Origin of the sequence: Bradyrhizobium arachidis (assembly GCF_015291705.1) — a bacterium.
GTDB classification, from domain to species: Bacteria; Pseudomonadota; Alphaproteobacteria; order Rhizobiales; family Xanthobacteraceae; genus Bradyrhizobium; species Bradyrhizobium arachidis.
The window spans coordinates 6,799,598-6,822,166 of sequence record NZ_CP030050.1 but is presented as its reverse complement, the minus strand read 5'-3'; the positions used below and the strand labels follow the sequence as shown (position 1 = coordinate 6,822,166).

Below are 22,569 nucleotides of genomic sequence, written 5' to 3'. Positions count from 1 at the left end.
GGCACGATAGCCGCCCTCGCTCCGTTCAGCCGGATCGGCGCTCTTGTCGTAAACGGTGTACCCCGGAGATCGACACGCGATGCATCGGGCTCGGTCGGCTTTGCGAAGTCGCTTCGGCATCGACCATTTTGTTGCAACTCCGCACCCTGATTTGAATGGCCTTCCCGCAAGCGACTCTCTATGGTCGATCCATGTCGCGCCTCATGTGTCTGTCTGTTGCTATCGTCCTGTCGCTGCTGCCCGCCATCGCGTCCGCTGCGTCGACGCAAAAGCGCCCCAAGCCGGTCTGGCATGGCTACGGCTTCCTGCCGGGCTATCGTCAGCCGCTGAGCAACAGCATTCCGCTCTACAAGCAGAAGGACGCGATGCGGCGCCTTGCGCGCAGCGAGCGGCGTCACTGGTACATCGACCCGGTGCCGCAGTATTACCGCTGGGACGGCGAGTGGCACTATTTCGGCCGGCCCGGCTTTGGCGGCGGCCGCTACAATGGCGGCAGTTTCGGCCCGTGCTGGACGCGGACGCCGATCGGCGCGGTCTGGAATTGCGGCTAGTCGACGGGGCAGGATTTTCGCCGGTCGCGAGCGCTCATGTCGCGGCAGCCGGTGCGCCGGCTGCCTGATCGTCCTCGATGTCGTCGATCTCTGTGCGCGGGCTCAGATGATGCCAGCCGCCCGCGAGCCGAGGCGAGCGCTGATGATGTCGACCTTTTGCGGGCCGAGGAAGGGCGAGACCAGGCGCCGCGCTCTCGTCATCATCGCGCTGCGGCGGCCATGGCCGGTGATCGGCGCGCAATGGACGTCCCGCGCGTCCTGCTCACCGTGCTTGCGCAGATAATCCGCAAAATTGCTCATGGTCTCGTCGACCCGCAGCAGCGTCTCGCAAGGCGCACCTTCGGCGTAGATCACGTCGTGGGATTCGAGCTTGATGTGGAAGAATTCGAGCGCGTCATGCTCATCCGCGGCGTCGAGCGTGATCGTCGTGCCGTTGACGAGATTGCCGGCGGGGATGAGGAGGCCGTCGAGCAGCACAGCGTGACCCTGGGTCACGTAGAGGTCGGCATGCGGCACGTTGGGAGCAAGCGCCGAGCGCGCGATGCGGACCGGCCGTGCGCTCTTCACCCACGGCTTGTTCGGATCGCTCCTGGTGCGGTTGAACCGGCCGATCCATTGCACCGCGCGCATTCCGCCGAACACCGTCGGCAACAGATCACCGACGACGAGATCCTCGATCCTGCGCTCGCCCGCCGCCGTGGAAATCCGGGTGCCCTTCAGGAAGCAATTGCCACCGCTGGCGGCGCCGCCTCCACCAACGAAACTGGCCGCTCCGTTGCTCTTGCCGTCCGCCATTGCGGAGCGCGTGGTCATCGCGCTTGCGGCAACGCCTGCTGCCGCAGCACCAAGGCCTCTCGATATGACGGCACGCCGCGTGGCGGCACCCGACGACGGGGTCGTGATCTCTGACATCGCAAAATTCCCTGTATCTACCGTCGGCTTATATGCAATCGGCTTCAACGCGATCAGGATCGTTGCAGCCGAGCTTCGCCTGTTGGTCGCGGCATATAGCAGAAAGTTCGCGCGACGATGAGTCAAAACTTCATGCAGTGACGAAGAGTCACTCGAGAGAATTTCAGACTAGTAGTGTCGGATCGGAAGGCCGCTGAAATAGTAGTTCACGCCGATCCGAACAATGTGATCGTCGAATGACACGTGACTGCGATCGAACGCCGCGCCGAGGTTGGGCGTGGTGAAGCCGCCATCTTCCAGTTTCACATAGAGATATTCGACTTTTGCCGACCAAGCAGGCGCGAATGCCCATTCGGCACCTGCACCCGCGGTCCATCCGGATCGCCACGACGATGCGCTGTCGAAGACCGCGCCGGTTGCGGACGATTTCACGCCGGCTTCGACGCCTGCGGCTGCATAACCCGCCGTCGCATAGAGCAGCACATTGCCGGGCGTGTATCCGATGCGCCCGCGAAGCGTGCCCAGCCATTGCAGTTTTGTGAAGCTCGAGAAATCCACGTTGCCGGCAGGACCGCTGTCCAGCGAGCTGCCTTTTTGACCGGCCCATGACAAGTCGCCCTCGGCGCCGAAGATCCAGCTCATCAGCTGCCAATTGTAGCCCGCCGTCGTGCCGAACACGCCGCCATTGACGTTGAACACCGGTGTGTCGTCGAGGCCTGTCACACGATCGACATGCTTGCTGCGTCCCCACGACCCGCCGCCCGCGACGCCGACATACGCGCCTTGCCAGCCATAGACCGGCGCACCGCGAATGACCGGCGCATCGTGCGGATAGGGCGGCAGGTCGGCGGCCGAGGCGTTGGCAGCAAAGACGATGGCTGTGACGCCGAGGATTGCCGTCGTGATCGGGAGAGAAGATGTCATCGGACAGAGTCTCTGGCTTGCGGCGGTCGCAGAACCGCTGCGCGGGACCAATGGCGTCTCGCGCACGCGTTCGCGGACAGCGGCACGCGACGGACCGCATGCCCTCGTGATGTAGACGATTGCCGAGGACTTTCTCCGCGCAAATATTTCCACGCATTTTTCGGCGCGCGTCATGGGATCGACGCGTGAGCGTCACAATCGCACAGGCGCGGCACCTGAGGTGCTCGCCTCTTCGCTGCGCTCGCAATGGCGGTGTGGCGGGAGCGTTTGCTCGTTACGAGAAGAACGCGATCTTCTCAGCCTGGGTCATGCGACGGATCGGGGCCAGCGGATCGTTGGCGGCGGCGCGGGGCTTTTGCAGCATGCCACTGGCGAGGATGGTGGCGCCGAGCGAGGGCTCGGGCAAGGACGCGGACAGGGGCGAGGGCATCGGCAGCGTCGCGGTCGGCGCGGCGCCGAAGCTTGCGGCGGCGGCCATGGCGGGGGCGGGCTGCTCCATCACCTCGGCAGCGGCCTCGGCGATCGCGTTGGTGAGGCGCGTGAGCGACTCCATCGCGATCGGCGCGTCTTCTGCGGGCTCCGCGACCGGTGCGGCTGGCGCAACGGCAACCGGCACTTCGACCTCGACGGCAACGGGCGCTGCGGTCGCCGCAGCCATCGGCTCGGGAGCAGCCGCTGCGATCTCGACCGGCTCGATGATCTCGTCGAACTCGGGATCGGGTGCAGCCATCTCCAGCGCGATGGCCTCGAGTATGGCTTCGTCCTCGGCGTCGAGCGAGAACTCGTCGGTCACCTCCGCGACGGCGGCGGGCTCGACGACCGGCTCTTCAAAAGCGATGTCCGCAACCGCGACATGGTCGGGCGCGCTTTCGCTCTCGGCTGCGATCTCCGGCGCGACGGCAGCATCGATGGCCTGCTCGGCGATCGCGGACGGCTCTGGCGTGCCGGCCGTCTCCACTGCTGCTTCGGGCTCGGGAGCCGCCGCGACGTCCGGCGGCGTCTCCGCAAAAGCCACGGCTCCCTCGCTCGCCATCGCGGCTGATGCGGGCTCGACAGGCTCTGCGACCGGCGGTGTGTCCTGCGCAGGCACCGGCGAGGGATGCGCGGCCTGCGGCGTTGCGCCGCCCTCGGTCTGCTCGATGCGTTCCCTGAGCAGATCGAATGCGGCCTTGAGCTCGACGCGGGGGTCGATGGTCGAAATCTGCCCGCAGGCGGCCTCGATCGAGGCAAGCTGCGAATCAATGAGGTCGCAGATTCGCCCATCGGCGCCGATCTCGCGCCAGCGCCAGGAGATCTCCTTGATGATGCGGATCCCGCGCGGGATCGGGGCGAGACTGGCTTCGATCGCAGCGGGATCGCATGCCGCGATCGCGATGGTCTCGGCCTCGCGGATGGCGCGGCGGATCTCGACCAGCGCTTCGGGCAGGCGGTCCTCGACGACGGGTTGTCGCTGTGCCGCAAGGGTTTCTTCGATTTTCGCGACCGCATCCAGCACCATGCGGGTGTCGGCATTGCGGTTGCGCTTGGCGTATTCGCCGAGGAACCAGCGGCCGCGCGCGGTCTCCATGAAGGCTTCGCGGATCGCGTCGTAATCCTGCTCGTTCGGCTCGGCCGCGCGGGCAGACATGGGCGAAAGGGCGAATGCTTCGTTGGCCATGACAATCTCGTCGCGCAAATCACCACGCGTTACACTAACGATCACCACGATATCGACCGAATCGCAATTGGTTTGATGCAGTCCGAATCACAAATCCCCACGCCAGCAGCCGTGAAGCGGCGATTCGCCGTCAGCCTCGCGCTGTTCTACTCGGCGGTGTTCGCGGTATCGGGAACGCATCTGCCGTTCTTTCCGGTCTGGCTGAAGGCGATCGGCATCGACGCAAGCTGGATCGGCCTCATCAACGCGCTGCCGGCGATCACGCGCTTCACCACGCTGCCGCAAGTGACCGCCTTTGCCGAAAAGCGGCACGCCATCCGCGCGGGCATGATGGTGTCAGTGCTGGCGACCGCCATCGGGTTTGCGGCCGTGGGCTTGCAGCAGCAGCCGCTGGCGCTGTTTCTGATCTATGCGCTGACTTGCATGATGTGGACACCGACGATGCCGCTGACCGATGCCTTTGCGCTGCGCGGCGTCGCGCGCTACGGGCTCGATTACGGCCCGTTGCGGCTGTGGGGCTCGGCGGCGTTCGCCGCGGGCTCGCTCGCCTGCGGCTATCTCGTCGACGTCATCGCGGCGCGCGACCTGATCTGGGTCATCGTCGCCTGGGCCGTCGTCGCGGTGCTCGCCAGCCTTTTATTGCAGCCGCTCGACGATGTCAGGCGGAAGAGCGCTGAGGCGCGTGCCGACACGGCGCTGCTGCGCGATCTCGGCTTCTGGGCCGTGATCGCCTCGGCCGCGCTGATCCAGGGCAGTCACGTCGCCTATTACACCTTCTCGGCCATCAACTGGCAGCTCCATGGTCTCGGCGGCCTGACGATCGCGGGGCTGTGGACGCTGGGCGTGATCGCCGAGATCGTCGTGTTCGCGCTGTCGCCGCGCTTCTCGCTGCATCCGTCCACGATGATCGCGATCGGGGGCTTGAGCGCCGTGCTGCGCTGGATCGTCACCGCGAACGAGCCGCCGCTGGCGCTGCTCGCGCTCGCGCAGCTCGGCCACGGCCTCACCTTCGGCATGACCATCCTCGGCACCATGAGCCTGCTGGTGCAGCGCGTGCCCTCGCACCAGATCGCGCGGGGGCAGGGCTACTATGCCGCCTGCAACGGGCTGCTCGGCGCTGCGACCTCGATCGCCTCAGGCGCGATCTACGCCCGCATCGGCGACGGCCTCTATTACGTCATGGCTGCGATGGCCGCGGCCGGAGCGCTGGTGATCTGGTCGGCGCGGCATCGGCTGATCGCTCACCCCCAGAGCGAGGACTCCGGCGGATAGACCAGGCTGCCGTCGTAACGCAGGGCGTGATCGCGGTCGCGCGCCAGCAGCAGCGGGCCGTCAAGATCGACGAAGCGCGCCTGCGGCGTCACCAGCATGGCGGGGGCCATCGACAGCGAGGTTGCGACCATGCAGCCGATCATGATCTCGAAGCCGAGCGCTTGCGCGTCATCGGCCATCGCGAGGGCTTCGGTGAGGCCGCCGGTCTTGTCGAGCTTGATGTTCACGGCGTCGTAGCGATCTCGCAATGGCGCGAGCGAACCACGGTCATGCACGCTCTCGTCGGCGCAGACCGCGAGCGGCCGCTCGATCCGCGCCAGCGCGTCGTCCTTGCCGGCTGGCAGCGGCTGCTCCACGAGCGTGACGCCGGCGGCGGCGCAGGCGGCGAGGTTGGCTTCCAGATTGGCCTCGGCCCAGGCCTCGTTGGCGTCGACGATCAGCTCGGACTCCGGGGCGGCCCTGCGCACCGCCGCAATTCGCTCCGGATCGCCATCGCCGCCGAGCTTGATCTTGAGCAGGGGCCGGTGCGCGGCCTTGGCGGCCGCCGCCGCCATCGCCTCGGGCGTCCCCAACGAAATCGTGAAGGCGGTGGTGCGCTCGCCCGGCGAGGGGCGGCCGAGCAGGCTCCAGGCCCGCAGGTCCGCCGTTTTGGCTTCCAGATCGATGAAGGCGCAATCCAGGGCGTTGCGGGCCGCGCCAGGCTTCATGGCGGCCTGGAGGGCCTCCCGGTCGAGACCGCCCCGGATCGCGTCCTCCATGGCCTGGATCGCGGCTAGCGTCGCCTCAGGGGTCTCGCCATAGCGGGGATAGGGCACGCACTCGCCGCGGCCGGTCAGGCCGTCCCGGCTCACCTCGGCCACGACGGTCACCGCCTCGGTCTTGGCGCCCCGGCTGATGGTGAAACTGCCGGCAATCGGAAAGCGCTCGATTTGCGCCCTAAGTGCCGGAACTTTGCTGGAAGTCATTTTGAACTCTGGCGAAATCTGAACCTGCTAGTTACCTCTAGCAACTAACAATGGCCAGTTGGGGGTACCTTCTCTAGGTAAGGGCGCGTGCGCAACGATCTGATTTTCTCCGCCTCGGCAAGGGAGCGGACATCTTGAACGGCGATCCCAAGCTGGAGCGGATTGCCAAAGGCAACGCGCTGGCCCTCTGCGCCACCGGAACCTGGACCGCGAGCTTCGCGCCGGTGCTGGAGCGGATGGTGGCTGACGCCGAGAAGCTCGCCGGCGGCCCGCAAAGCATCTTCATCGACGTCTCCGAGGTCGCCAAGCTCGACACCTTCGGCGCCTGGCTGATCGAGCGGCTGCGCCGCAGCCTGACGCAAGGGCCGGTCGAGGCGCAGATCGCCGGCCTCTCCGCCAATTATTCCAGCCTCGTCGACGAGGTGCGGCGGGTCAGGGCGACCCCCGTGATCGAGAGCAGCACGATCACCATCACCGGCATGCTGGAGCAGATCGGCCGCGCCGTGGCCGGCCTTACCGGCACGATGACCGGCCTCATCGACATGCTTGGCGCGGTGCTCGCCGCAGGCTTTCGCGTGCTGATCCATCCACGCTCGTTCCGCCTGACTTCGACCGTGCACCATTTGGAGCAGGTGTGCTGGCGCGCGGTGCCGATCATCGTGCTGATCACCTTCCTGATCGGCTGCATCATAGCCCAGCAGGGCATCTTTCATTTCCGCCGTTTCGGCGCCGACATCTTCGTGGTCGACATGCTCGGCGTGCTGGTGCTGCGCGAGATCGGCGTGCTCTTGGTCGCGATCATGGTCGCGGGCCGCTCGGGCAGCGCCTACACCGCCGAGCTCGGCTCGATGAAGATGCGCGAGGAGATCGACGCACTGCGCACCATGGGCTTCGATCCGATCGAGGTGCTGGTGCTGCCGCGCATGCTGGCGCTGGTGTTGGCGCTGCCGATCCTCGCCTTCCTCGGCGCGATGGCCGCGCTCTATGGCGGCGGGCTCGTCGCCTGGCTCTATGGCGGTGTCGATCCCGAGGCCTTCCTGCTGCGGCTGCGCGACGCCATCTCGATCGACCATTTCATCGTCGGCATCGTCAAGGCACCTGTCATGGCCGCCGTGATCGGCATCGTCGCCTGCGTCGAAGGGCTCGCGGTGCAGGGCAGCGCGGAATCGCTCGGACAGCACACGACAGCCTCGGTGGTGAAGGGCATCTTCTTCGTCATCGTCATGGACGGCGTGTTCGCCATCTTCTTCGCCTCGATCGGGATGTGACGATGGCGCAAGACATCCAAAACGCTGTTCAAAACCCGATCATCCGCGTCCGCGACATCACCGTGCAGTTCGGATCGACGCGCGTGCTCGACGGCCTCAACCTCGACGTCAAGCGCGGCGAGATCCTCGGCTTCGTCGGCCCCTCTGGCGCGGGCAAATCGGTTTTGACGCGCACCATCATCGGCCTCGTGCCGAAGGTCGCAGGCTCCATCGAGGTGTTCGGCGTCGACCTCGATTCCTCCAGCACATCGCAGCGCCGCAATGTCGAGCGGCGCTGGGGCGTGCTGTTCCAGCAGGGCGCGCTGTTCTCTTCGCTCACCGTGCGGCAGAACATCCAGTTTCCGATGCGCGAATATCTTCGCGTGTCGCAGCGGCTGATGGACGAGATCACCATGGCCAAGCTCACGATGGTGGGCCTCAAGCCCGAGGTTGCTGAGCGCTTTCCGTCGGAATTGTCGGGCGGCATGATCAAGCGCGTGGCGCTGGCCCGCGCGCTCTCGCTCGATCCTGACCTCGTGTTCCTGGACGAGCCGACCTCGGGCCTCGACCCGATCGGCGCCGGCGATTTTGACGAACTGGTGAGGACGCTCCAGCGCACTTTGGGGCTGACGGTTTTCATGGTAACGCACGACCTCGACAGCCTCTACACAGCATGTGACCGCATCGCCGTTTTAGGGAACGGTAAGATCATTGCTGCAGGGTCGATGGCCGACATGCAGGCCTCGCAGCATCCCTGGCTGAGGCAGTATTTCCATGGCAAGCGCGCCCGCGCGGTCATGGGTTCGTAGCTGGGTTGAGTAGCCGGAGCACCTGATGGAAACGCGGGCGAATTACGTATTGATCGGGTCGTTCACGCTGGCGGTGATCGCCGCGGCGATCGGCTTCGTGCTGTGGTTCCAGTCGCTGCACACCACCAAGCAGCGTAGCCCGCTGCGCGTCGTGTTCGAGGGCCCGGCCGCGGGCCTGCGCAATGGCGGCAGCGTCAACTTCAACGGTATCCGGGTAGGTGAAGTGGTCTCGGTGAAGCTCGATAACCCGCGGCGGGTTGTCGCACTCGCCATGGTCGAGAACAACGCGCCGATCCGCAAGGACACGCTGGTCGGCCTCGAATTCCAGGGCCTGACGGGCGTTGCCGCGATCTCGCTCAAGGGCGGCGAGGAGGCGGCACCGGCGCCGCCGCTCGACGAGGACGGCATTCCCACGCTGACGGCCGATCCGAACAAGCTCCAGGACGTCACCGAGGCGATCCGCGCCACGCTCCAGAACATCAACAAGATCGTCGCCGACAATCAGGAGTCGGTGAAGAACTCGCTGAAGAACCTGGAGACCTTCACCAACTCGCTCGCCCGCAACTCCGAGAAGATCGACGGCGTGATGGCCAAGGTCGACGGCGTGATGCTCAAGGCCGACAATCTCATGCTCGGCCTCAACACGCTCGCCGGCGGCAAGGACGGCGGCGAGCTGTTCCAGGCGGTGAAGTCGATCCGCGAACTCGCCGAAGATTTCGACAAGCGCTCCGGCGCGCTGATGACGGACGGCCGCCGCACCCTCGGCGACATCAGCCGCGCCGTGAACAATTTTGACCGCAACCCCACCCGCGTGCTGTTCGGCGCCAGCAACTCATCGCAAGCCGCCCCGCCGCCCGAGCCGCCGAAGCCGGTAGCGGCGCCGAGGCGGCAGTAGGCGGACACGGACCTCTCCACTCGTCATTGCGAGCGAAGCGAAACAGTCCAGACTACCTCTGCGGAGACAGTCTGGATTGCTTCGTCGCTTCGCTCCTCGCAATGACGATCGCTACGTCGACCTCGCTCTTGGTCCCGGCATCCTGAGGTGCGAGCGCAGCGAGCCTCGAAGGATGCTCGGCCCGGAAGCAGCCGGGCCGTTGCCCTTCGAGGGCCGCTGCGCGTCCGCCTCAGGGTGACGGTGATAGATCAGGGCGTGGCCTTTCCTACCATCGCAACGACGATCGCAAACAAAAACGGAGGCCGTGAGGCCTCCGTTTTCTATTCGCGATGATTGCCGCTTACCCCAGCCGGCCCGCCGCATGCGCGAGCAGGGTGTAGACCAGGCCCGTCTCCGAGGTCAGGTGGCTGCGCAGTTCCTGCGGGCCGCGGCCGTCGCGGGCGACTTCGTCGAGCAGGCGCTCGAACTCGGCGACGTAGCGGTCGACGGTGCCCTTGAAGTTGCGGTCGGCGCGATACTTGCGGGCGACCTCGTCAAAGGCCTTCTGGCCGGCGGGCGTGTACAGGCGCTTGGTGAAGGCCTTGTTCTCGCCGCGCTGGTAGCGGTCCCACATCTCGGCGGCGAGGTTGCGGTCCATCAGCCGACCGATGTCGAGCGACAGCGATTCCAGCGGATTGCTGCTGCTCTGCGGCGCCTGCGGCTGCGGCGCGGGTGCAGCGCGGCCACGGGAAGCCTCGCGACCGTTCGGGGCGCCCTGGTTGGCGTCGGTGCGGTTGAGCAGATCCGACAGCCAGCCGTCACGGTTCTGGTCGTTGCTGGAAGGCGCAACCGACGGCGCTTCGGTGCGACGCGAGGGGGCGGGCATGCCGAGGTCCGGCGGCGGCAGCGTCGAGGCGCTGCCGGTGTCGCGCATGCGCGTCTCGGTGCCGCGACCGCCCGCGGCTGCCATCAACGGCTCATCCTGGCGCTGGACGGCGGCAGAGGCGCGGCCCGTCGTCGAGACGTCGAGGCCGCGGCCGTGCTGGGCCACGATGCGGTTGAGCTCGGCGAGGGCCTCGATCTGGTCGACGATCACCTTGCGCATCTGCGCAGTGCTCTCGGCGGCCTCCTGCGGCATCTCGAGCACGCCGCGGCGCAGCTCGTTGCGGGTGGCTTCGAGCTCGTTGTGCATCTCGAACGCCATCTGCTTCATGCTGGACACGAGGTTGGTGAACTTCTCGGTCGACTGCTTGAACATCGCATCCGCCTCGTCGGTGGTCTGGCGGTAGATGTCGTGCATGGCCTCGATGGTCTGCCGGTGCTCCTCCTCGGAGGCCGATCGCACCGCCTCGAACTGGCGGGTGATCGCGGCCGAGCCTGCGCCGGCGGTCTCCGCGACGACGCGGGCGATGTCGCGGGCGCGCTCCTCGGCGGCGGCCAGCGATTCATCGAGCAGGCCGGTGAAGCGCGACAGCCGCTGGTCGAGATCGGTCGTGCGCAGGTCGATCGTGGTGACGAGCGATTCCAGCGCCTGCTTGCGTTCGGCGAGCGAGGCGGTGGTGTTCTTGTTGCTTTGCTCGACGACCTGGGCGGCATCGACGAGCGCCTTGCCGTGGGCGTCGAACTGGGTCGACAGCTCGCCGAGATCCTGCAGCGCCTTCGTGGTCTTGCTGTTGAAGACGTTGAGCTGGTCTTCCAGGTTCTGCGTCGCAGCGCCGTTGCGCGAGGTGACGTCGTTCATCGCCGAGACGAAGTCGGCGACACGCGTCACCAGCGCCCGCTCGAGCGAGTTGAGGTTGTCGTGCGCACCGGTCAGCACCTCCTGCAGCAGGATGTTGCCTTCGCGCAGGCGCTCGAAAAGGGCGACCGTGTCGGTGCGCAGGATCTTGCTGGTCTCCTGCATCTCGGTGACGGCCGCGATCGAGACCTGGCGCGACTGGTCGATCGCGGAACGCGAGGCCTGTTCGAGGTCCTTGAGCGACTTGCCGACCGCGCCGGTGGCCATCTCGCTCGCCGCATTGATAGTGCGGGCGACTTCCGAGCCGTTGCCCATCATGGTCTGCGAGAAGGCGTGGCCGCGCGTCTCGATCGACTTCAGCGCGTCGGAGGTGACGCGGTCGATGTCGAGCGTGAGCTGGCTGGTCTTCGAGCCGATCGCGTCGACCAGCGCGCCGCGCTTGGCGTCGATCATGTTCGACAGACGGTCGGCCTGCTGCTGCACATAGGTGACGATCTCGTCGGTCTTGCCGGTCATGGCCTGGCCGAAGCTGCTCGAGGCGGCAAGCACCGAGCGCTCGATGTCGGCCGAGCTCGACTTGACCCGCGAGCTCGCCTCGTTGGAGGCGGAGATCAGCGCGTTCTGGGCGTTGAGCGCGCTGCTCTGGATGTCGCTGGTCGCATTCGCGGTGGCCGCGCTCAGTGCACGCTCGATCTCGGTCGAGATCGTGCGGATCTGGCTCGCGGCATCCGCGGAGGTCGAGGTCAGTGAGGTCTGCGCCTCACGCGCGCTGTTGAGGATGGTCGAGGCGGTGTCGGCGCCGACCGCGGTCAGCGTGCGCTCGATGTCCGTGGTCAGCGACTTGATCTGGCTCGCCGCATCGGTCGATGCGGAGATCAGCGTGCCCTGCGCTTCGCGCACGCCGCTGGTCAGCGCCTCGATGGTGGCGCCGCCGGCGGTCGCCAGCGCGCGCTGCATCTCGGCCGCGAGCGAGCGGACCTGGCTGGTCTGTTCGGCGGAGACCGAGAGCAGGGTGCTCTGGGCGTCGCGGGCGCTGGTGGTGATCGTCTCGGCAGTGGTCTGGCCGACCTGCGAGAGCGAACGATGCACTTCGGCCGCAAGCGACTTGACCTGGCTTGCCGCGTCCGAGGACGCCGTGACCAGCGTGCTCTGGGCTTCGCGGGCGCCGGCCATGATGGATTCGGCCGTCGCAGTACCCGCCATCGAGAGCGAGCGCTGCACGTCGGAGGAGAGTGCCTTGATCTGGTTGGCAGTCTCGCTCGAGGCGGCGATCAGCGAAGTCTGCGCATCGCGGGCGCCGGCCGTGATCGATTCCGCCGTGGTGGTGCCGGCGAGCGACAGCGAACGCTGCACGTCGGCGGTGAGCGTCTTGACGTGATTGGCCGCGTCCGAAGACGCCGTGACGAGCGTGGTCTGCACCTCGCGGGCGCCGGCCAGGATCGAGGCTGCGGTGGCGGAACCGGCCGCCGACAGCGTGCGCTCGACGTCGGCTGCGAGCCCCTTGATCTGGTTCGATGCATCGCCGGATGCTGCGACCAGCGACGACTGCGCTTCGCGGGCGCTGCTCAGGATCGAGTTCGCTGCTCCCGTGCCGACCGCGGTCAGCGCGCGCTCGACCTCGGCGGAGGTCATCTTGAGCTGGGCGTTGACGTCGGAGGAGACCGTCATCAGCGACTGCTGGGCGGTGCGCGCACCGGTCTGGATCGTCTCGCTGGTGTTGACGACGAGGTTGGTGAGCGAGCGTTCGGCGTCCTCGACGTGCGAGCGGATCGCGGTCGAGATCATCTCGGCGCGGGAGATCATGTCCTCGCTGGCCTGGCGGCCGCTGCTCTCGATGCGGCCGGCGACGGCCTCGACGCGCGAGCCGAGCAGGTCCTCGAACTGCGCCACGCGCACGTCGATGTCGCTCGCGACAGAGCCGACCTTGGTCTCGATGGCCTGCTGGACGTCCTGGAAGCGCGCGGTGACCGTGTCGGTCAGATGCGTGCTGCGGCTGTCGATGATCTCGGTGACGCCGGTGATGCGGCGGTCGACCGCCTCGATCGCCTGCGCGGTGCCGTCGGTCAGCGTCGAGGTCAACAGACCGAGGCGGGTGTCGATCGACTGCATGGCGTGCGAGGCGCCGTTGGTCAGCGCGGTCGTCAGGTAGGTGAGGCGGGTGTCGATGGACTCGAGCGCCTGCGAGGCGCCGCCGGTGAGGGTGGTGGTCAGATGCGTCAGGCGCGTATCGATGGTGTGGATGGTCTGCGATGCGCCGTCGGTCAGCGACGTCGTGAGGTGGGTGAGGCGCGAGTCGATCGACTGGATCGCCTGCGCGGCACCGTCGGTCAGCGAGGTCGCGAGCGTGTTGAGACGGCCGTCGATGGTCTCGGTGACGGACCGCGCGCGGGTATCGAACGACTGCTCGAGCGAGCTGACGCGGCCGCCGAGCTGCTCGTCGAAGGTCTTGATGTGGCCTTCGATGGTGCCGTCGAGGCTGGCGATCTTGCCGTTCAGCGAGGCGTCGAAATTGCTGACGCGGTCGCCGATCGTGGTCTCGAACTGCACCAGACGCTGGTCGAGCACGGCCGTGATCTCGCCGCCGTTGGCGGTGAAGCGGGTGTCGAAATTGTCGACATAGGTCTTCAGCGACTCATGGATGTCCTGGGTGCGCTGGCCCATGCGCTCGACGATCTCGCCGCCGAACGTCTTCACGGTGCGGTCGAACTCGGAGATGTGGCGGGTGATCAGCGCGCCCAGCGTGCCGGAGTCGCGGGCGAACTTCTCGACCAGCTCGGAGCCCTGGTTCTTCACCAGCTCGTCGAACGCGCTCATCTGCAGCGACAGCGAGTCGTGCGCGGTCTCGGTCTGGCTGACGACCTTGGCGACGAGGGCGTTGACGGTGGCGTCGAGCGCCTCGCTCGCCTTGTCGCCGCTGGTCATGATGTGGCCGGCGAGGCGGTTGCCGGCGTCGTCGATCTTGGCGGAGAGGTCGTTGGAGCGCAGCTCGAGCTCGAGCAGCAGCGAATCCGACGAGTTCTTCAGGCTGTCGTGCACCTGCTCGGTGCGCTCGGAGATGCCGTCGACGATGGCGGCGGAGCGCTGCTCGAACTCGCCGGTGATGCGGTCGATGCGCTCGTTCAGCATTTCGTGGACGCGGTCGGCGAGGTCGACGAACTCGTCGTGGACGTGGCCGGTCTTGAAGTTGAGGCTGGTGGTCAGCCGCTCGCTGGCATCGAGCACGGCGCGCGTGGTCTCGTTGCTGGCTTCCTCGAGACGGTCGAGCAGGTCGCCGCCGCGCTCGCCGAGCGCCAGGATCATGTTGTCGCCGGCATTGCTCAAGGCGCTGGTGATGTGGGCGCCGCGCTCTTCCAGCGCGCCGGTGATGGATTTTGCGACCTCGTCGACGCGCGAGGCGATCGCGTCCGAGATCAGCGCGATGTCGTGGCGCAGATCGATCTGCACGCCGGAGATGGCGCTGCGGACCTGCTCGGCCTGGCCGACCAGGTTGTCGCGCTGATGCGCGATGTCCTGGAGCAGGGCGCGGATGCGCACCTCGTTGTCGCTATAGGCGCGCTCGAGCGCGGCGACCTCGTTGGCGACCAGCGTCTCGAGCTCGCCGGCGCGCGCGATCGCGCGCTCGATGCCGTCGCCCATCGCCGCGACCTCGCGGCGGATGGCCTGGCCGACCGTGACCATGGAATCGGAGGCCGAGCCTTCCGGCTCGGAGAAGCGGATCGCGACCTGCGCCATCGCTTGCGCGATCATGCGCATTTCCTGGCCGCGCCAGACGAGGCTTGCCAGGAAATAGAACAGCATGATCGGGGCGAAGAACATCGCGATCAGGCCGGCGATGACCAGCACGCCGCCGCTCTGGCCCATGGCGGCCTGGATCGAGGGCAGGAAGCCGACGGTCAGCGCGGCGCAGGCCGCAAGCCAGACGCCGGCGAAGATGGTGGCGAAGGTGTAGACGCTGCGGGCGGGGCGGCCCTTCTGAAGCGCCTGGAGCAGCTGGCCGATGGTCTCGCGGTCGTCATTGGCGGCACGGCGCGCGGTGCGCGGCTCCTCGATCGAATCGAACACGGTGGCGCGCTCATTGGCGGCCGGGCGCGGCTCGAAGGTCGGCTCGTCGTCGAACACGGGAGGCGCCGGCGGTGTCATCGCAGGCGCGGTCTCGTTGCGCATTGCGGCGTTGCGGCTGGTGTCCGCGGCCGTATCGCTGATGTTCAGGGCTTCCTGGATCGCAGAAAGCGCAACTTCTGTCGGGTCTTTGACCTTCTTGGGAGTATTCGCCATGTTCAGTCCGAGCCCTCGTTACTTGTACACGCCCCCCGCGAGCCCTGCGCGCGACGCAAGCTCACAGACCGGATCATGCCGCTTGCGCGGATCTCCGAGCCGTCCCCACCCGGACGGCTTGTCCGCTAATTTCCGCAACATCCTATTGGCAGAGCGTCGCGAATGAAATGCCCGCGATTAAGACAATCTTAATCATCGTTAACAGGATCGCGCCGTAAAGCCTTAGCAATAAATGCAATTCTCCACCGAACTTGGTCGATTGCGGCAACTTTTCGTCAATAAACGGGCAGAATTGCGTAAAACGGCCCAAACATTTCGTTAACCATTTCCATGCTTGGGTGGAGGGGAAGTCACCGCCGAACCGGCGGAACCATCGCGCGATGCCGGGGCCTGCGCCATGACGCCTGAACTGCAACGGATGGACTGGATGCCCTCGCCCCCGCTTGCGCCCATCGACAGCCCGCTCGACCTCGACCACCTCTCCCGCATGACGCTCGGCGATGCCGAGCTGGAACAGGAAGTGCTCGCGATGTTCGCCGAGCAGGCGGTCCGCCTACTCGCCGCAATGACTGCGTTGCCGGCCGAGACCGGCGCGCTCGCGCACAAGCTCAAGGGCTCGGCGAGGGGGATCGGCGCCTTTGCGGTTGCCGACGCGGCCGCCAGCCTCGAGATGGCGATCCGGACCGGCCACGACCGGCCGCACGCCTTCGCCGCGCTGAAGGTGGCCGTGGCCGAGGTCCGCGCGGCGATCGCGGCGATCCTCAAGCACTAGGCTCGCAAGCCCGATTCGTGCGGGGGCCTTGCGCGTTGGCCTTCTGTCTGAACGCGTTTTCCTCCGCGCGAAACGGGGCCCACTTCGCTTGAAAACGCTATAGCGCGGCCCTGACCGACCCGTTATAGGACAGCCCGGATACTCCTTTTTCCCCAACATCGCGGCAGCACGAGCACACATGGCCAAGATTCACTTTGTCGACCACAAGGGCGAAACCCGTACGGTGGAAGTCGAGAACGGCGCGACCGTGATGGAAGCTGCGATCCGCAACAGCATTCCCGGCATCGAGGCCGAATGCGGCGGCGCCTGTGCCTGCGCGACCTGCCATGTCTATGTCGACGAAGCCTGGCGCGAGAAGGTCGGCGGCCCGACGCCGATGGAAGAGGACATGCTCGACTTCGGCTTCGACGTGCGCCCAAACTCGCGCCTGTCCTGCCAGATCAAGGTTTCCGACGAGCTCGACGGGCTGGTCGTTGCGACGCCCGAACGCCAGGCCTGATCTTTCACTCTAGGAGTGCATGATCCCGGAAACCGCTACACACTTTGCGCTGTCGGGGCCCTGCGGGTCCGGATCATGCACTATGAGCCCGGCGGCACGACCTCGATGCCGCGCTTGTGCCAGGGCCTGAGCTTCTCGATCACCTCTGCTGTCAGCGGCGCCGGACGCCGCGTCGCCTCGTCGAGCAGGACGCCGACCGACGTCGCCGACGCAATGCACTTTCCGTTCGAGAACACGACCTGCTCGAAGGTCACTGACGTCCGTCCGAGCTTCACCACGCCGAGGCCGAGCTCGATCGTGTTCGGCCAATGCAGCTCGGCGCGGAAATGGATGTCGAGCCGCACCATGATCCAGGCGAGGCCCGGCGGGGTCAGCCCGTATTCGGGAAGCTTCATCAGCGTGACACGGCCGGTCTCGAAATAGGTGGCGTAGACCGCGTTGTTGACGTGCTGGTTGGGATCGAGATCGCCGAAGCGCACGTTGTCGCTGAGGCGGTAGGGGTAGTCCTCAAGGCGCGGCGTCGTGTCGAGGCGGCTTGGTGCGTTCACCGATTGATCTCCGTCATATCGCAGCCCGTTACAGCCCAGTTATCCTGACCCGGCAAGTGGGCGCGGCTGCGGGGCGCTCCCGCTTTTATGCCTTCCCTGATCCATCCCCGTTGGCTAGACAGGCAGGGTCACCTCTGCCCAACGGGCGCCGTCCAACCGATAACGACCGATAAAGAGACGACATGAGCGACGTGATCAAAACCGATGTGCTGATTATTGGCGCCGGCCCCTGTGGCCTGTTTGCCGCCTTCGAGCTCGGCCTTCTCGACATGAAGGCGCATTTCGTCGACATCCTGGACAAGGTCGGCGGCCAGTGCGCCGAGCTCTATCCGGAAAAACCGATCTACGACATTCCCGGCATTCCGCAGGTCTCGGGGCAAGGCCTCACCGACGCGCTGCTGGAGCAGATCAAGCCGTTCCATCCGACATTCCATCTCGGCGAGATGGTCGAGACTGTCGAGAAGATCGGCGATCCCCTGTTTCGCTGCACCACCGATGCCGGCAAGGTGTTCGAATGCAAGGTTGTGGTGATCGCGGCCGGCGGCGGCTCGTTCCAGCCGAAGCGTCCGCCGGTGCCGGGCATCGAGGTCTATGAGGGCACCTCCGTGCATTACGCCGTGCGCAAGATGGAGACGTTCCGCGACAAGAATGTGCTGATCGTCGGCGGCGGCGATTCCGCGCTCGACTGGACGCTCAATTTGCATCCGGTGGCAAAGCGCATCACGCTGCTGCACCGGCGCGATGAGTTTCGCGCAGCCCCGCACAGCGTCGAGCAGATGCGCGCGCTGGTGGCCGGCGGCAAGATGGATCTGAGACTCGGCCAGGTCACCGCGCTCTCGGGCGCCGACGGCAAGCTGAGCGGTGCCACCGTCAAGGGCAACGACAACAGCATCACCGAGGTGGTCTGCGACACCATGCTGCCGTTCTTCGGTCTCACAATGAAGCTCGGCCCGGTAGCGAACTGGGGCATTGCGCTCGAGAACAATCTGGTGCCGGTCGAGACATCCGCGTTCGAGACCAACGTGCCCGGCATCTTTGCCATCGGCGACATCAACACCTATCCCGGCAAGATCAAGCTGATCCTGTGCGGCTTCCATGAGGGCGCGCTGATGTCGCAAAAAGCCCATCGCTACGTCTATCCGGATAAGCGGCTGGTGTTCCAGTACACGACCTCGTCCTCCAGCCTGCAAAAGAAGCTCGGTGTCAACTGAGGGCGAGGGGCGGGAACGCCATGCCCCATGTTTCTGGTGCTGGAACCGTTCGCGAAATCGCCGTAGTCTGCGGCCATTCCAGTTGCCGCTTAGCAAGGTGATCATAATGCGGAATCTCTTTTCCAGCTTTCGGCTGCTCTCGCTGCTCGCGCTCGCACTGTCGACCGGCGCGGTGAGCCCGGCTGCGGCACAGGCGCAGCAGCCGACCGCAGCGGGCCTGTGGCAGAAGGTCGAGGACGGCAAGACAGTCGGATGGTTCCTCTTCATCGACCACAACGGCATCTTCGAAGGCGTGATCGCAAAGACCTTCCCGCGCCCCGGCGACGATCCGAACGAGGCCTGCACGAAGTGCACCGACGATCGCAAGAACCAGCCGGTGCTCGGTCTGTCCTTCATCCGCGACATGAAGCGTGACGGCTTGAAGTACGAGGGCGGCAACGTCGTCAATCCGCGCGACGGCAACATCTGGAAGGCCAAGATGACGGTGAGTCCCGATGGCCAGACCCTGACCATGCGCGGCTTCCTCGGCATTTCCCTGTTCGGCAAGGACGAGACCTGGCAACGCCTGCCGGACGCCAACATCGCCCAGGTCGATCCCGCCATCGTCGCGAAGTATCTGCCCGCGCAGGCCGCCGCGACCAAGCCGGCGCCCACGCCTGCAGCGAAGAAGGGCGGCGCGATGATGGCGCCCGCTCCGAAGCAGTAGGCGGTTTTCGCATCCCCTGAGAGTCGTCGCCGCGGCGGTCTTGTCCCGACGGCCATATCCGTCGAAAGGCGCATGCCGTTGCACCTTTCTGCCGTAGTTCCCCGGAATGCGCGTTGGCGCCGGATTTGCATAGCTGTCGCAAAGCTGCTGGGGGAACGAGTCGCCATGTCCATGCCTGCCTGACGGCGTGGCCGGCGGGCGACATCGTCTGTCCCTCGCGGCGCCATTGTGATCCGCGGGAAGACGACATGCGATTTGCAAAACCATGTGCGGCAGCGCTGCTAGTGCTGCTGACCAGCCCGGCGCTGGCGCGCGACGACGGCCGCTACGCCAACTCGCCGCTCAAGCCCTGGTTCGAGAGCCTGCACAGCGAATACGGACAGTGCTGCTCGGATGCCGACGGCTATGTCGTTGCCGATGTCGATTGGGAATCCGACAAGGGACGGTACCGCGTCCATCTCGACGACGAATGGGTCGTGGTGCCTGACGGCGCCGTGATCACCGTGCCGAACAAGATCGGCCGCACCATGGTGTGGAAGCACTATATCGACGGCCATCCGCGCGTGCGCTGCTTCATGCCGGGCAGCATGACATAGCATCTCTAAGGCGCGATGAGATCAGGATGAATCGTCATCGCGCTTCAGGTTGTTGTTTGAGCATAGTCTTTTCGAAAAACCGCTGCGCACTTTTTCGGATCATGCTCTAGAACTTATAGGTCACGCTGCCCAGCACGGTGCGGCCGATGCCGAGGAAGCAGTCGCCGCGCGCAAGGCACGTGGTGACGTGACGCTTGTCGAACAGGTTGCTGGCATTGACTTGAAGGCGCCAGGGACCGGTCTCGTAACGGACCATCGCATCGAACAGCGTGTAGTCGGGCGTGCGGATGGTGTCGGTGCCGTCCCAGGAGGCGCCGATGTAGCGCACGCCGCCGCCGAGCGTGACGCCGGGAAGGCCGATCAGCGACAGGCGGTACTTCGCCCAGAGCGAAGCCTGGTGATCCGGCACGGTCTCGACATGCTTGCCGGCGTTGTCGCCGCTTTCCACGCGCGCATCGAGATAGGTGTAGGCACCGATCAGATCCAGATCCGGCGTGAGGCGCGCCAGCACCTCGAGCTCGGCGCCGCGGATGCGCACCTTGCCGGTCTGGACCGAGAGCAGCGGATTGTCGGGATCGCTGGCCAGGCGGTTTCGTTCGGTGGTGTCGAAGATCGCGCCGTTGATCGCGTTGCCGGGTGCCGGATTGTACTTGAAGCCGAGCTCCACCATCTCGCCGCGCTGCGGCGCGCAGACACCCGCCGCGCAGACACCACTGCCGAACACAGGATTGAACGACTGTGCATAGGTCACGTAAGGCGTGACGCCGAACGGCAGCTCGTACATCAGCGCGGCGCGGCCCGTGGTCGCCTGGTAATGCTCGACCGGTGAGCCCTGCGTGTCGCTGGTGACGTAGTCGTGGCGCAGGCCGAGCACAGCGAGCCACGGTCCCAGCCGCAGCTGATCTTGACCGTAGAGACCGAGCTGGCTCTGGCGGAGATCGGGCTCGGCCGACATGTCCGGCGGCGTGACGCCGGTGTAGACCGGCGCGTAGAGATCGAACGGCGTTGCATCGTAACCTCCGCCGGACGAAGCGCGCTCCTTGTAGCCGCGGTAGTCGACGCCGAACAGCGTCTTGTGCTGGACGGAGCCCGTTGCAAATTTCAGCTCGGCATTGCTGTCCGAAGTGAAGTTGTCCTTGACGCTGTCGCGAGCCCAGATATAGCGCGCCACTGTGCGCCGGTCCGCATCGAGGAACGGATTGTCCGGATTGGAGTACACGTCCGGATAAAGCCCGTGATAGATGCCCTCCACATGCGTATAGCGCATGTTCTGCCTGACGACGAGCGCATCGCTGAAGCGGTGCTCGAACAGGCTGGAGACCGCGCCGGTCTCGGTCTGATAGCGGTCCCAGCCCGGCTCGCTGGTGAAGCGGTTGACAGGGATGAAGCCGTTTGGACCGGGATAGAGCGTGCCTTCATGCGGCAGGAAGGCCGTCGACGAGCCGGTGGTGTCCTTCTGGTAGGTGCCGAGCACGGTCCAGCTGGTGTTGTTGGTCGGCCGCCAGGTCAGCGACGGCGCCAGCAGGATGCGGTCGTCCTTGACGTAGTCGGTCTGCATGTTGCTGTCGCGGAACACGCCGACAAAGCGATAGAGCCACTCGCCGTCCTTGGTCAGCTTGCCCGTGGAGTCGAGCTGCACCTGCTTGCGGTTGAAGCTGCCATATTGCACGCCGATCTCGTTCGCGGATTCGGCCCGGGGGCGCTTCGAGATCAGGTTCAACAGGCCGGCGGTCGAGGTGTCGCCGTAAAGCACCGAGGATGGACCGCGCAGGACCTCAATGCGCTCCAGCGTGTAGGGCTCCGGCCGCCATTCGTTGAAGTTGAACGTGTTCACCACGCGCGTGCCGTCGAGATAGATGTTCGGATCCTGACCGCGGATGCGTGGAAAGTCGCCGCGCGAATCCGCACCGTACGCGTCGGCGAACACGCCGGGGACGTAGCGCAGCGCCTCCTGCACGGTGGTCACGCCCTGGTCGGTGACGCGATCGGCGGTCACCACGCTGATCGACTGCGGCGTCTCGCGCAGCGGCGTGTCGGTCTTGGTGCCGGTGCCGCTGCGGGTCGCGACGTAGCCGCGGACGGGGCCCGTCGCGGTCTCCGCGCCAGCACTCGCGTCCGCGGCTGGGGTGTTGGCGTTCGCAGCGGCCCGCTCGGCTTGACGACGACGGCTTGCCGCTTGCACAGCCTGGCGTGAGCGAAGCGGATGGGCGCGCGCCGCTGGTCGCGGCGATGATTGCTGGACGACGACAGCGGGCAGCTCCTGCGACGATGATTGCGCCGCGGCCGGCGCCGCGTCCATCAAGCTTGCCAACATCGGCAATGTGCCGCCGATCAATCCTGCCGTCGTCCTCAGCCATGTAGTCATTCGCGACCCCATCATTTGCGGGGCGGACGACTAACAAGCGCAGTCTCGGGCTTGAAGTGCAGGAAGGACTCAATGGTCCCTCAATCATCAGATTTAGAATTAGTATTCATGTAAGGAGATCGCGCGCCGCTTGATGGCGGCGCGCGGATCGGTGATTGTGAAAATGGCGCGGTGTGCCTTGGCGCGGCGTAGACCGACGCAGGGCCGCCCTACGCGTGGCCTGACGGCAGGCTCCGTCTGACCCGCGGCGAGAGTGGAACGGCTCCGTTGACCGCGCCGGCACGGGCAGCTTCCGTCGCGAGATACTGATTGCCCCACGTCCAGAGCATGCGAACGACCGGCTCGAGGGAGCGCCCCAGCGCCGTCAAGGAATACTCGACCCGCGGCGGGACTTCGGCGTAGATCTCGCGATGAATGAGGCCGTCGGCCTCGAGCTCGCGGAGCTGGCGCGTCAGCATGCGCTGCGTGATGCGGGACAGGCGCCGCTTGAGCTCGTTGAAGCGAATCGTGTCGTCGAGCAGATGATAGAGGATCACGCCCTTCCACTTGCCGTCGATCAGATCGAGGGTGGCCCCGACGGGACATCCAACGGCGCAATCATACGTCTTGCCGCCGAGCTTCTGCATAGTTCACTCCGTGATACTAGAG

The 22,569-nt window shown here is 66.0% G+C and carries 18 protein-coding genes; 10 read left to right on the top strand and 8 right to left on the bottom strand.

Annotated features, from left to right (window positions below; all coding sequences use genetic code 11):
• The first annotated feature begins 191 nt into the window (after positions 1–191).
• Positions 192–551, top strand: coding sequence for a hypothetical protein (locus WN72_RS32110; protein WP_035729440.1), 360 nt, complete (start codon positions 192–194; stop codon positions 549–551).
• 102 nt (positions 552–653) lie between these two features.
• Here the strand turns inward: WN72_RS32110 and WN72_RS32105 are convergent, their stop codons facing one another.
• The 3 genes from WN72_RS32105 to WN72_RS32095 form a co-directional block, all read right to left on the bottom strand.
• The gene (locus tag WN72_RS32105) at positions 654–1,463 is read right to left on the bottom strand and encodes a Hint domain-containing protein (RefSeq protein WP_092213311.1); all 810 of its coding nucleotides are present in this window, start codon (positions 1,461–1,463) and stop codon (positions 654–656) included.
• A 168-nt stretch (positions 1,464–1,631) separates the two neighbouring features.
• Positions 1,632–2,387 (bottom strand): outer membrane protein, encoded by a 756-nt coding sequence (locus WN72_RS32100; protein WP_167380646.1) that lies wholly within the window; start codon positions 2,385–2,387, stop codon positions 1,632–1,634.
• Positions 2,388–2,661: 274 nt separating this feature from the next.
• Positions 2,662–4,044 carry a hypothetical protein gene (locus WN72_RS32095; protein ID WP_167380647.1) on the bottom strand — a complete coding sequence of 461 codons (1,383 nt, stop codon included), beginning with the start codon at positions 4,042–4,044 and terminating at the stop codon, positions 2,662–2,664.
• Positions 4,045–4,119: 75 nt separating this feature from the next.
• Between WN72_RS32095 and WN72_RS32090 the strand changes: the two genes are divergently transcribed.
• Positions 4,120–5,316, top strand: a complete 1,197-nt coding sequence (locus WN72_RS32090) for an MFS transporter (RefSeq protein WP_092213317.1) — start codon at positions 4,120–4,122, stop codon at positions 5,314–5,316.
• Here WN72_RS32090 and dgcA read toward each other — a convergent pair.
• Entirely contained in the window at positions 5,286–6,281 is a 996-nt protein-coding gene (gene dgcA, locus WN72_RS32085; protein ID WP_027560389.1) for an N-acetyl-D-Glu racemase DgcA, read from the bottom strand. The genes WN72_RS32090 and dgcA overlap by 31 nt on opposite strands.
• Positions 6,282–6,415: 134 nt before the next feature.
• Between dgcA and WN72_RS32080 the strand changes: the two genes are divergently transcribed.
• The 3 genes from WN72_RS32080 to WN72_RS32070 are packed head-to-tail and all read left to right on the top strand — an operon-like array spanning position 6,416 to position 9,232.
• A complete protein-coding gene (locus tag WN72_RS32080) occupies positions 6,416–7,549 on the top strand; it encodes an MlaE family ABC transporter permease (RefSeq protein WP_028146217.1) in 1,134 nt (377 codons plus the stop codon).
• 2 nt (positions 7,550–7,551) lie between these two features.
• Positions 7,552–8,337 carry an ABC transporter ATP-binding protein gene (locus WN72_RS32075; RefSeq protein WP_035729442.1) on the top strand — a complete coding sequence of 262 codons (786 nt, stop codon included), beginning with the start codon at positions 7,552–7,554 and terminating at the stop codon, positions 8,335–8,337.
• A gap of 25 nt (positions 8,338–8,362) precedes the next feature.
• Positions 8,363–9,232 (top strand): MlaD family protein, encoded by an 870-nt coding sequence (locus WN72_RS32070; protein WP_027560386.1) that lies wholly within the window; start codon positions 8,363–8,365, stop codon positions 9,230–9,232.
• 340 nt (positions 9,233–9,572) lie between these two features.
• Here WN72_RS32070 and WN72_RS32065 read toward each other — a convergent pair whose 3' ends face one another.
• Positions 9,573–15,224, bottom strand: coding sequence for an apolipoprotein A-IV repeat region-like domain-containing protein (locus WN72_RS32065; protein ID WP_027560385.1), 5,652 nt, complete (start codon positions 15,222–15,224; stop codon positions 9,573–9,575).
• Between the two features lie 397 nt (positions 15,225–15,621).
• Between WN72_RS32065 and WN72_RS32060 the strand changes: the two genes are divergently transcribed.
• Together WN72_RS32060 and WN72_RS32055 are read left to right on the top strand one after the other, a co-directional pair.
• Complete coding sequence (locus WN72_RS32060; protein WP_027560384.1) at positions 15,622–15,996, top strand: Hpt domain-containing protein; 375 nt, start codon at positions 15,622–15,624, stop codon at positions 15,994–15,996.
• Between the two features lie 178 nt (positions 15,997–16,174).
• The gene (locus WN72_RS32055; RefSeq protein WP_092213319.1) at positions 16,175–16,495 is read left to right on the top strand and encodes a 2Fe-2S iron-sulfur cluster-binding protein; all 321 of its coding nucleotides are present in this window, start codon (positions 16,175–16,177) and stop codon (positions 16,493–16,495) included.
• Between the two features lie 80 nt (positions 16,496–16,575).
• Here the strand turns inward: WN72_RS32055 and WN72_RS32050 are convergent, their stop codons facing one another.
• Positions 16,576–17,043 carry an acyl-CoA thioesterase gene (locus tag WN72_RS32050; RefSeq protein ID WP_092213321.1) on the bottom strand — a complete coding sequence of 156 codons (468 nt, stop codon included), beginning with the start codon at positions 17,041–17,043 and terminating at the stop codon, positions 16,576–16,578.
• 182 nt (positions 17,044–17,225) lie between these two features.
• Here WN72_RS32050 and WN72_RS32045 point away from each other — a divergent pair, with 182 nt between their 5' ends.
• The 3 genes from WN72_RS32045 (at position 17,226) to WN72_RS32035 (ending at position 19,556) form a co-directional block, all read left to right on the top strand.
• Positions 17,226–18,254 (top strand): NAD(P)/FAD-dependent oxidoreductase, encoded by a 1,029-nt coding sequence (locus tag WN72_RS32045; protein ID WP_027560381.1) that lies wholly within the window; start codon positions 17,226–17,228, stop codon positions 18,252–18,254.
• Positions 18,255–18,360: 106 nt separating this feature from the next.
• Positions 18,361–18,960: a DUF2147 domain-containing protein gene (locus WN72_RS32040; protein WP_167380648.1), complete on the top strand. Its 600-nt coding sequence runs from the start codon at positions 18,361–18,363 to the stop codon at positions 18,958–18,960.
• A gap of 248 nt (positions 18,961–19,208) precedes the next feature.
• Complete coding sequence (locus WN72_RS32035; protein WP_027560379.1) at positions 19,209–19,556, top strand: hypothetical protein; 348 nt, start codon at positions 19,209–19,211, stop codon at positions 19,554–19,556.
• Between the two features lie 106 nt (positions 19,557–19,662).
• Here WN72_RS32035 and WN72_RS32030 read toward each other — a convergent pair whose 3' ends face one another.
• Together WN72_RS32030 and WN72_RS32025 are read right to left on the bottom strand one after the other, a co-directional pair.
• Positions 19,663–21,921: a TonB-dependent siderophore receptor gene (locus WN72_RS32030; protein ID WP_092213323.1), complete on the bottom strand. Its 2,259-nt coding sequence runs from the start codon at positions 21,919–21,921 to the stop codon at positions 19,663–19,665.
• A gap of 209 nt (positions 21,922–22,130) precedes the next feature.
• Positions 22,131–22,547 carry a winged helix-turn-helix transcriptional regulator gene (locus tag WN72_RS32025; RefSeq protein ID WP_092213325.1) on the bottom strand — a complete coding sequence of 139 codons (417 nt, stop codon included), beginning with the start codon at positions 22,545–22,547 and terminating at the stop codon, positions 22,131–22,133.
• Positions 22,548–22,569: the final 22 nt, after the last annotated feature.

Bases quoted from the DNA above. Each gene is read 5' to 3' on its own strand.
- WN72_RS32110 (WP_035729440.1), top strand. From the start codon at position 192: ATGTCGCGCCTCATGTGTCTGTCTGTTGCTATCGTCCTGTCGCTGCTG.
- WN72_RS32105 (WP_092213311.1), bottom strand. From the start codon at position 1,463: ATGTCAGAGATCACGACCCCGTCGTCGGGTGCCGCCACGCGGCGTGCC.
- WN72_RS32100 (WP_167380646.1), bottom strand. From the start codon at position 2,387: ATGACATCTTCTCTCCCGATCACGACGGCAATCCTCGGCGTCACAGCC.
- WN72_RS32095 (WP_167380647.1), bottom strand. From the start codon at position 4,044: ATGGCCAACGAAGCATTCGCCCTTTCGCCCATGTCTGCCCGCGCGGCC.
- WN72_RS32090 (WP_092213317.1), top strand. From the start codon at position 4,120: ATGCAGTCCGAATCACAAATCCCCACGCCAGCAGCCGTGAAGCGGCGA.
- dgcA (WP_027560389.1), bottom strand. From the start codon at position 6,281: ATGACTTCCAGCAAAGTTCCGGCACTTAGGGCGCAAATCGAGCGCTTT.
- WN72_RS32075 (WP_035729442.1), top strand. From the start codon at position 7,552: ATGGCGCAAGACATCCAAAACGCTGTTCAAAACCCGATCATCCGCGTC.
- WN72_RS32070 (WP_027560386.1), top strand. From the start codon at position 8,363: ATGGAAACGCGGGCGAATTACGTATTGATCGGGTCGTTCACGCTGGCG.
- WN72_RS32065 (WP_027560385.1), bottom strand. From the start codon at position 15,224: ATGGCGAATACTCCCAAGAAGGTCAAAGACCCGACAGAAGTTGCGCTT.
- WN72_RS32060 (WP_027560384.1), top strand. From the start codon at position 15,622: ATGACGCCTGAACTGCAACGGATGGACTGGATGCCCTCGCCCCCGCTT.
- WN72_RS32055 (WP_092213319.1), top strand. From the start codon at position 16,175: ATGGCCAAGATTCACTTTGTCGACCACAAGGGCGAAACCCGTACGGTG.
- WN72_RS32045 (WP_027560381.1), top strand. From the start codon at position 17,226: ATGAGCGACGTGATCAAAACCGATGTGCTGATTATTGGCGCCGGCCCC.
- WN72_RS32040 (WP_167380648.1), top strand. From the start codon at position 18,361: ATGCGGAATCTCTTTTCCAGCTTTCGGCTGCTCTCGCTGCTCGCGCTC.
- WN72_RS32035 (WP_027560379.1), top strand. From the start codon at position 19,209: ATGCGATTTGCAAAACCATGTGCGGCAGCGCTGCTAGTGCTGCTGACC.
- WN72_RS32030 (WP_092213323.1), bottom strand. From the start codon at position 21,921: ATGACTACATGGCTGAGGACGACGGCAGGATTGATCGGCGGCACATTG.
- WN72_RS32025 (WP_092213325.1), bottom strand. From the start codon at position 22,547: ATGCAGAAGCTCGGCGGCAAGACGTATGATTGCGCCGTTGGATGTCCC.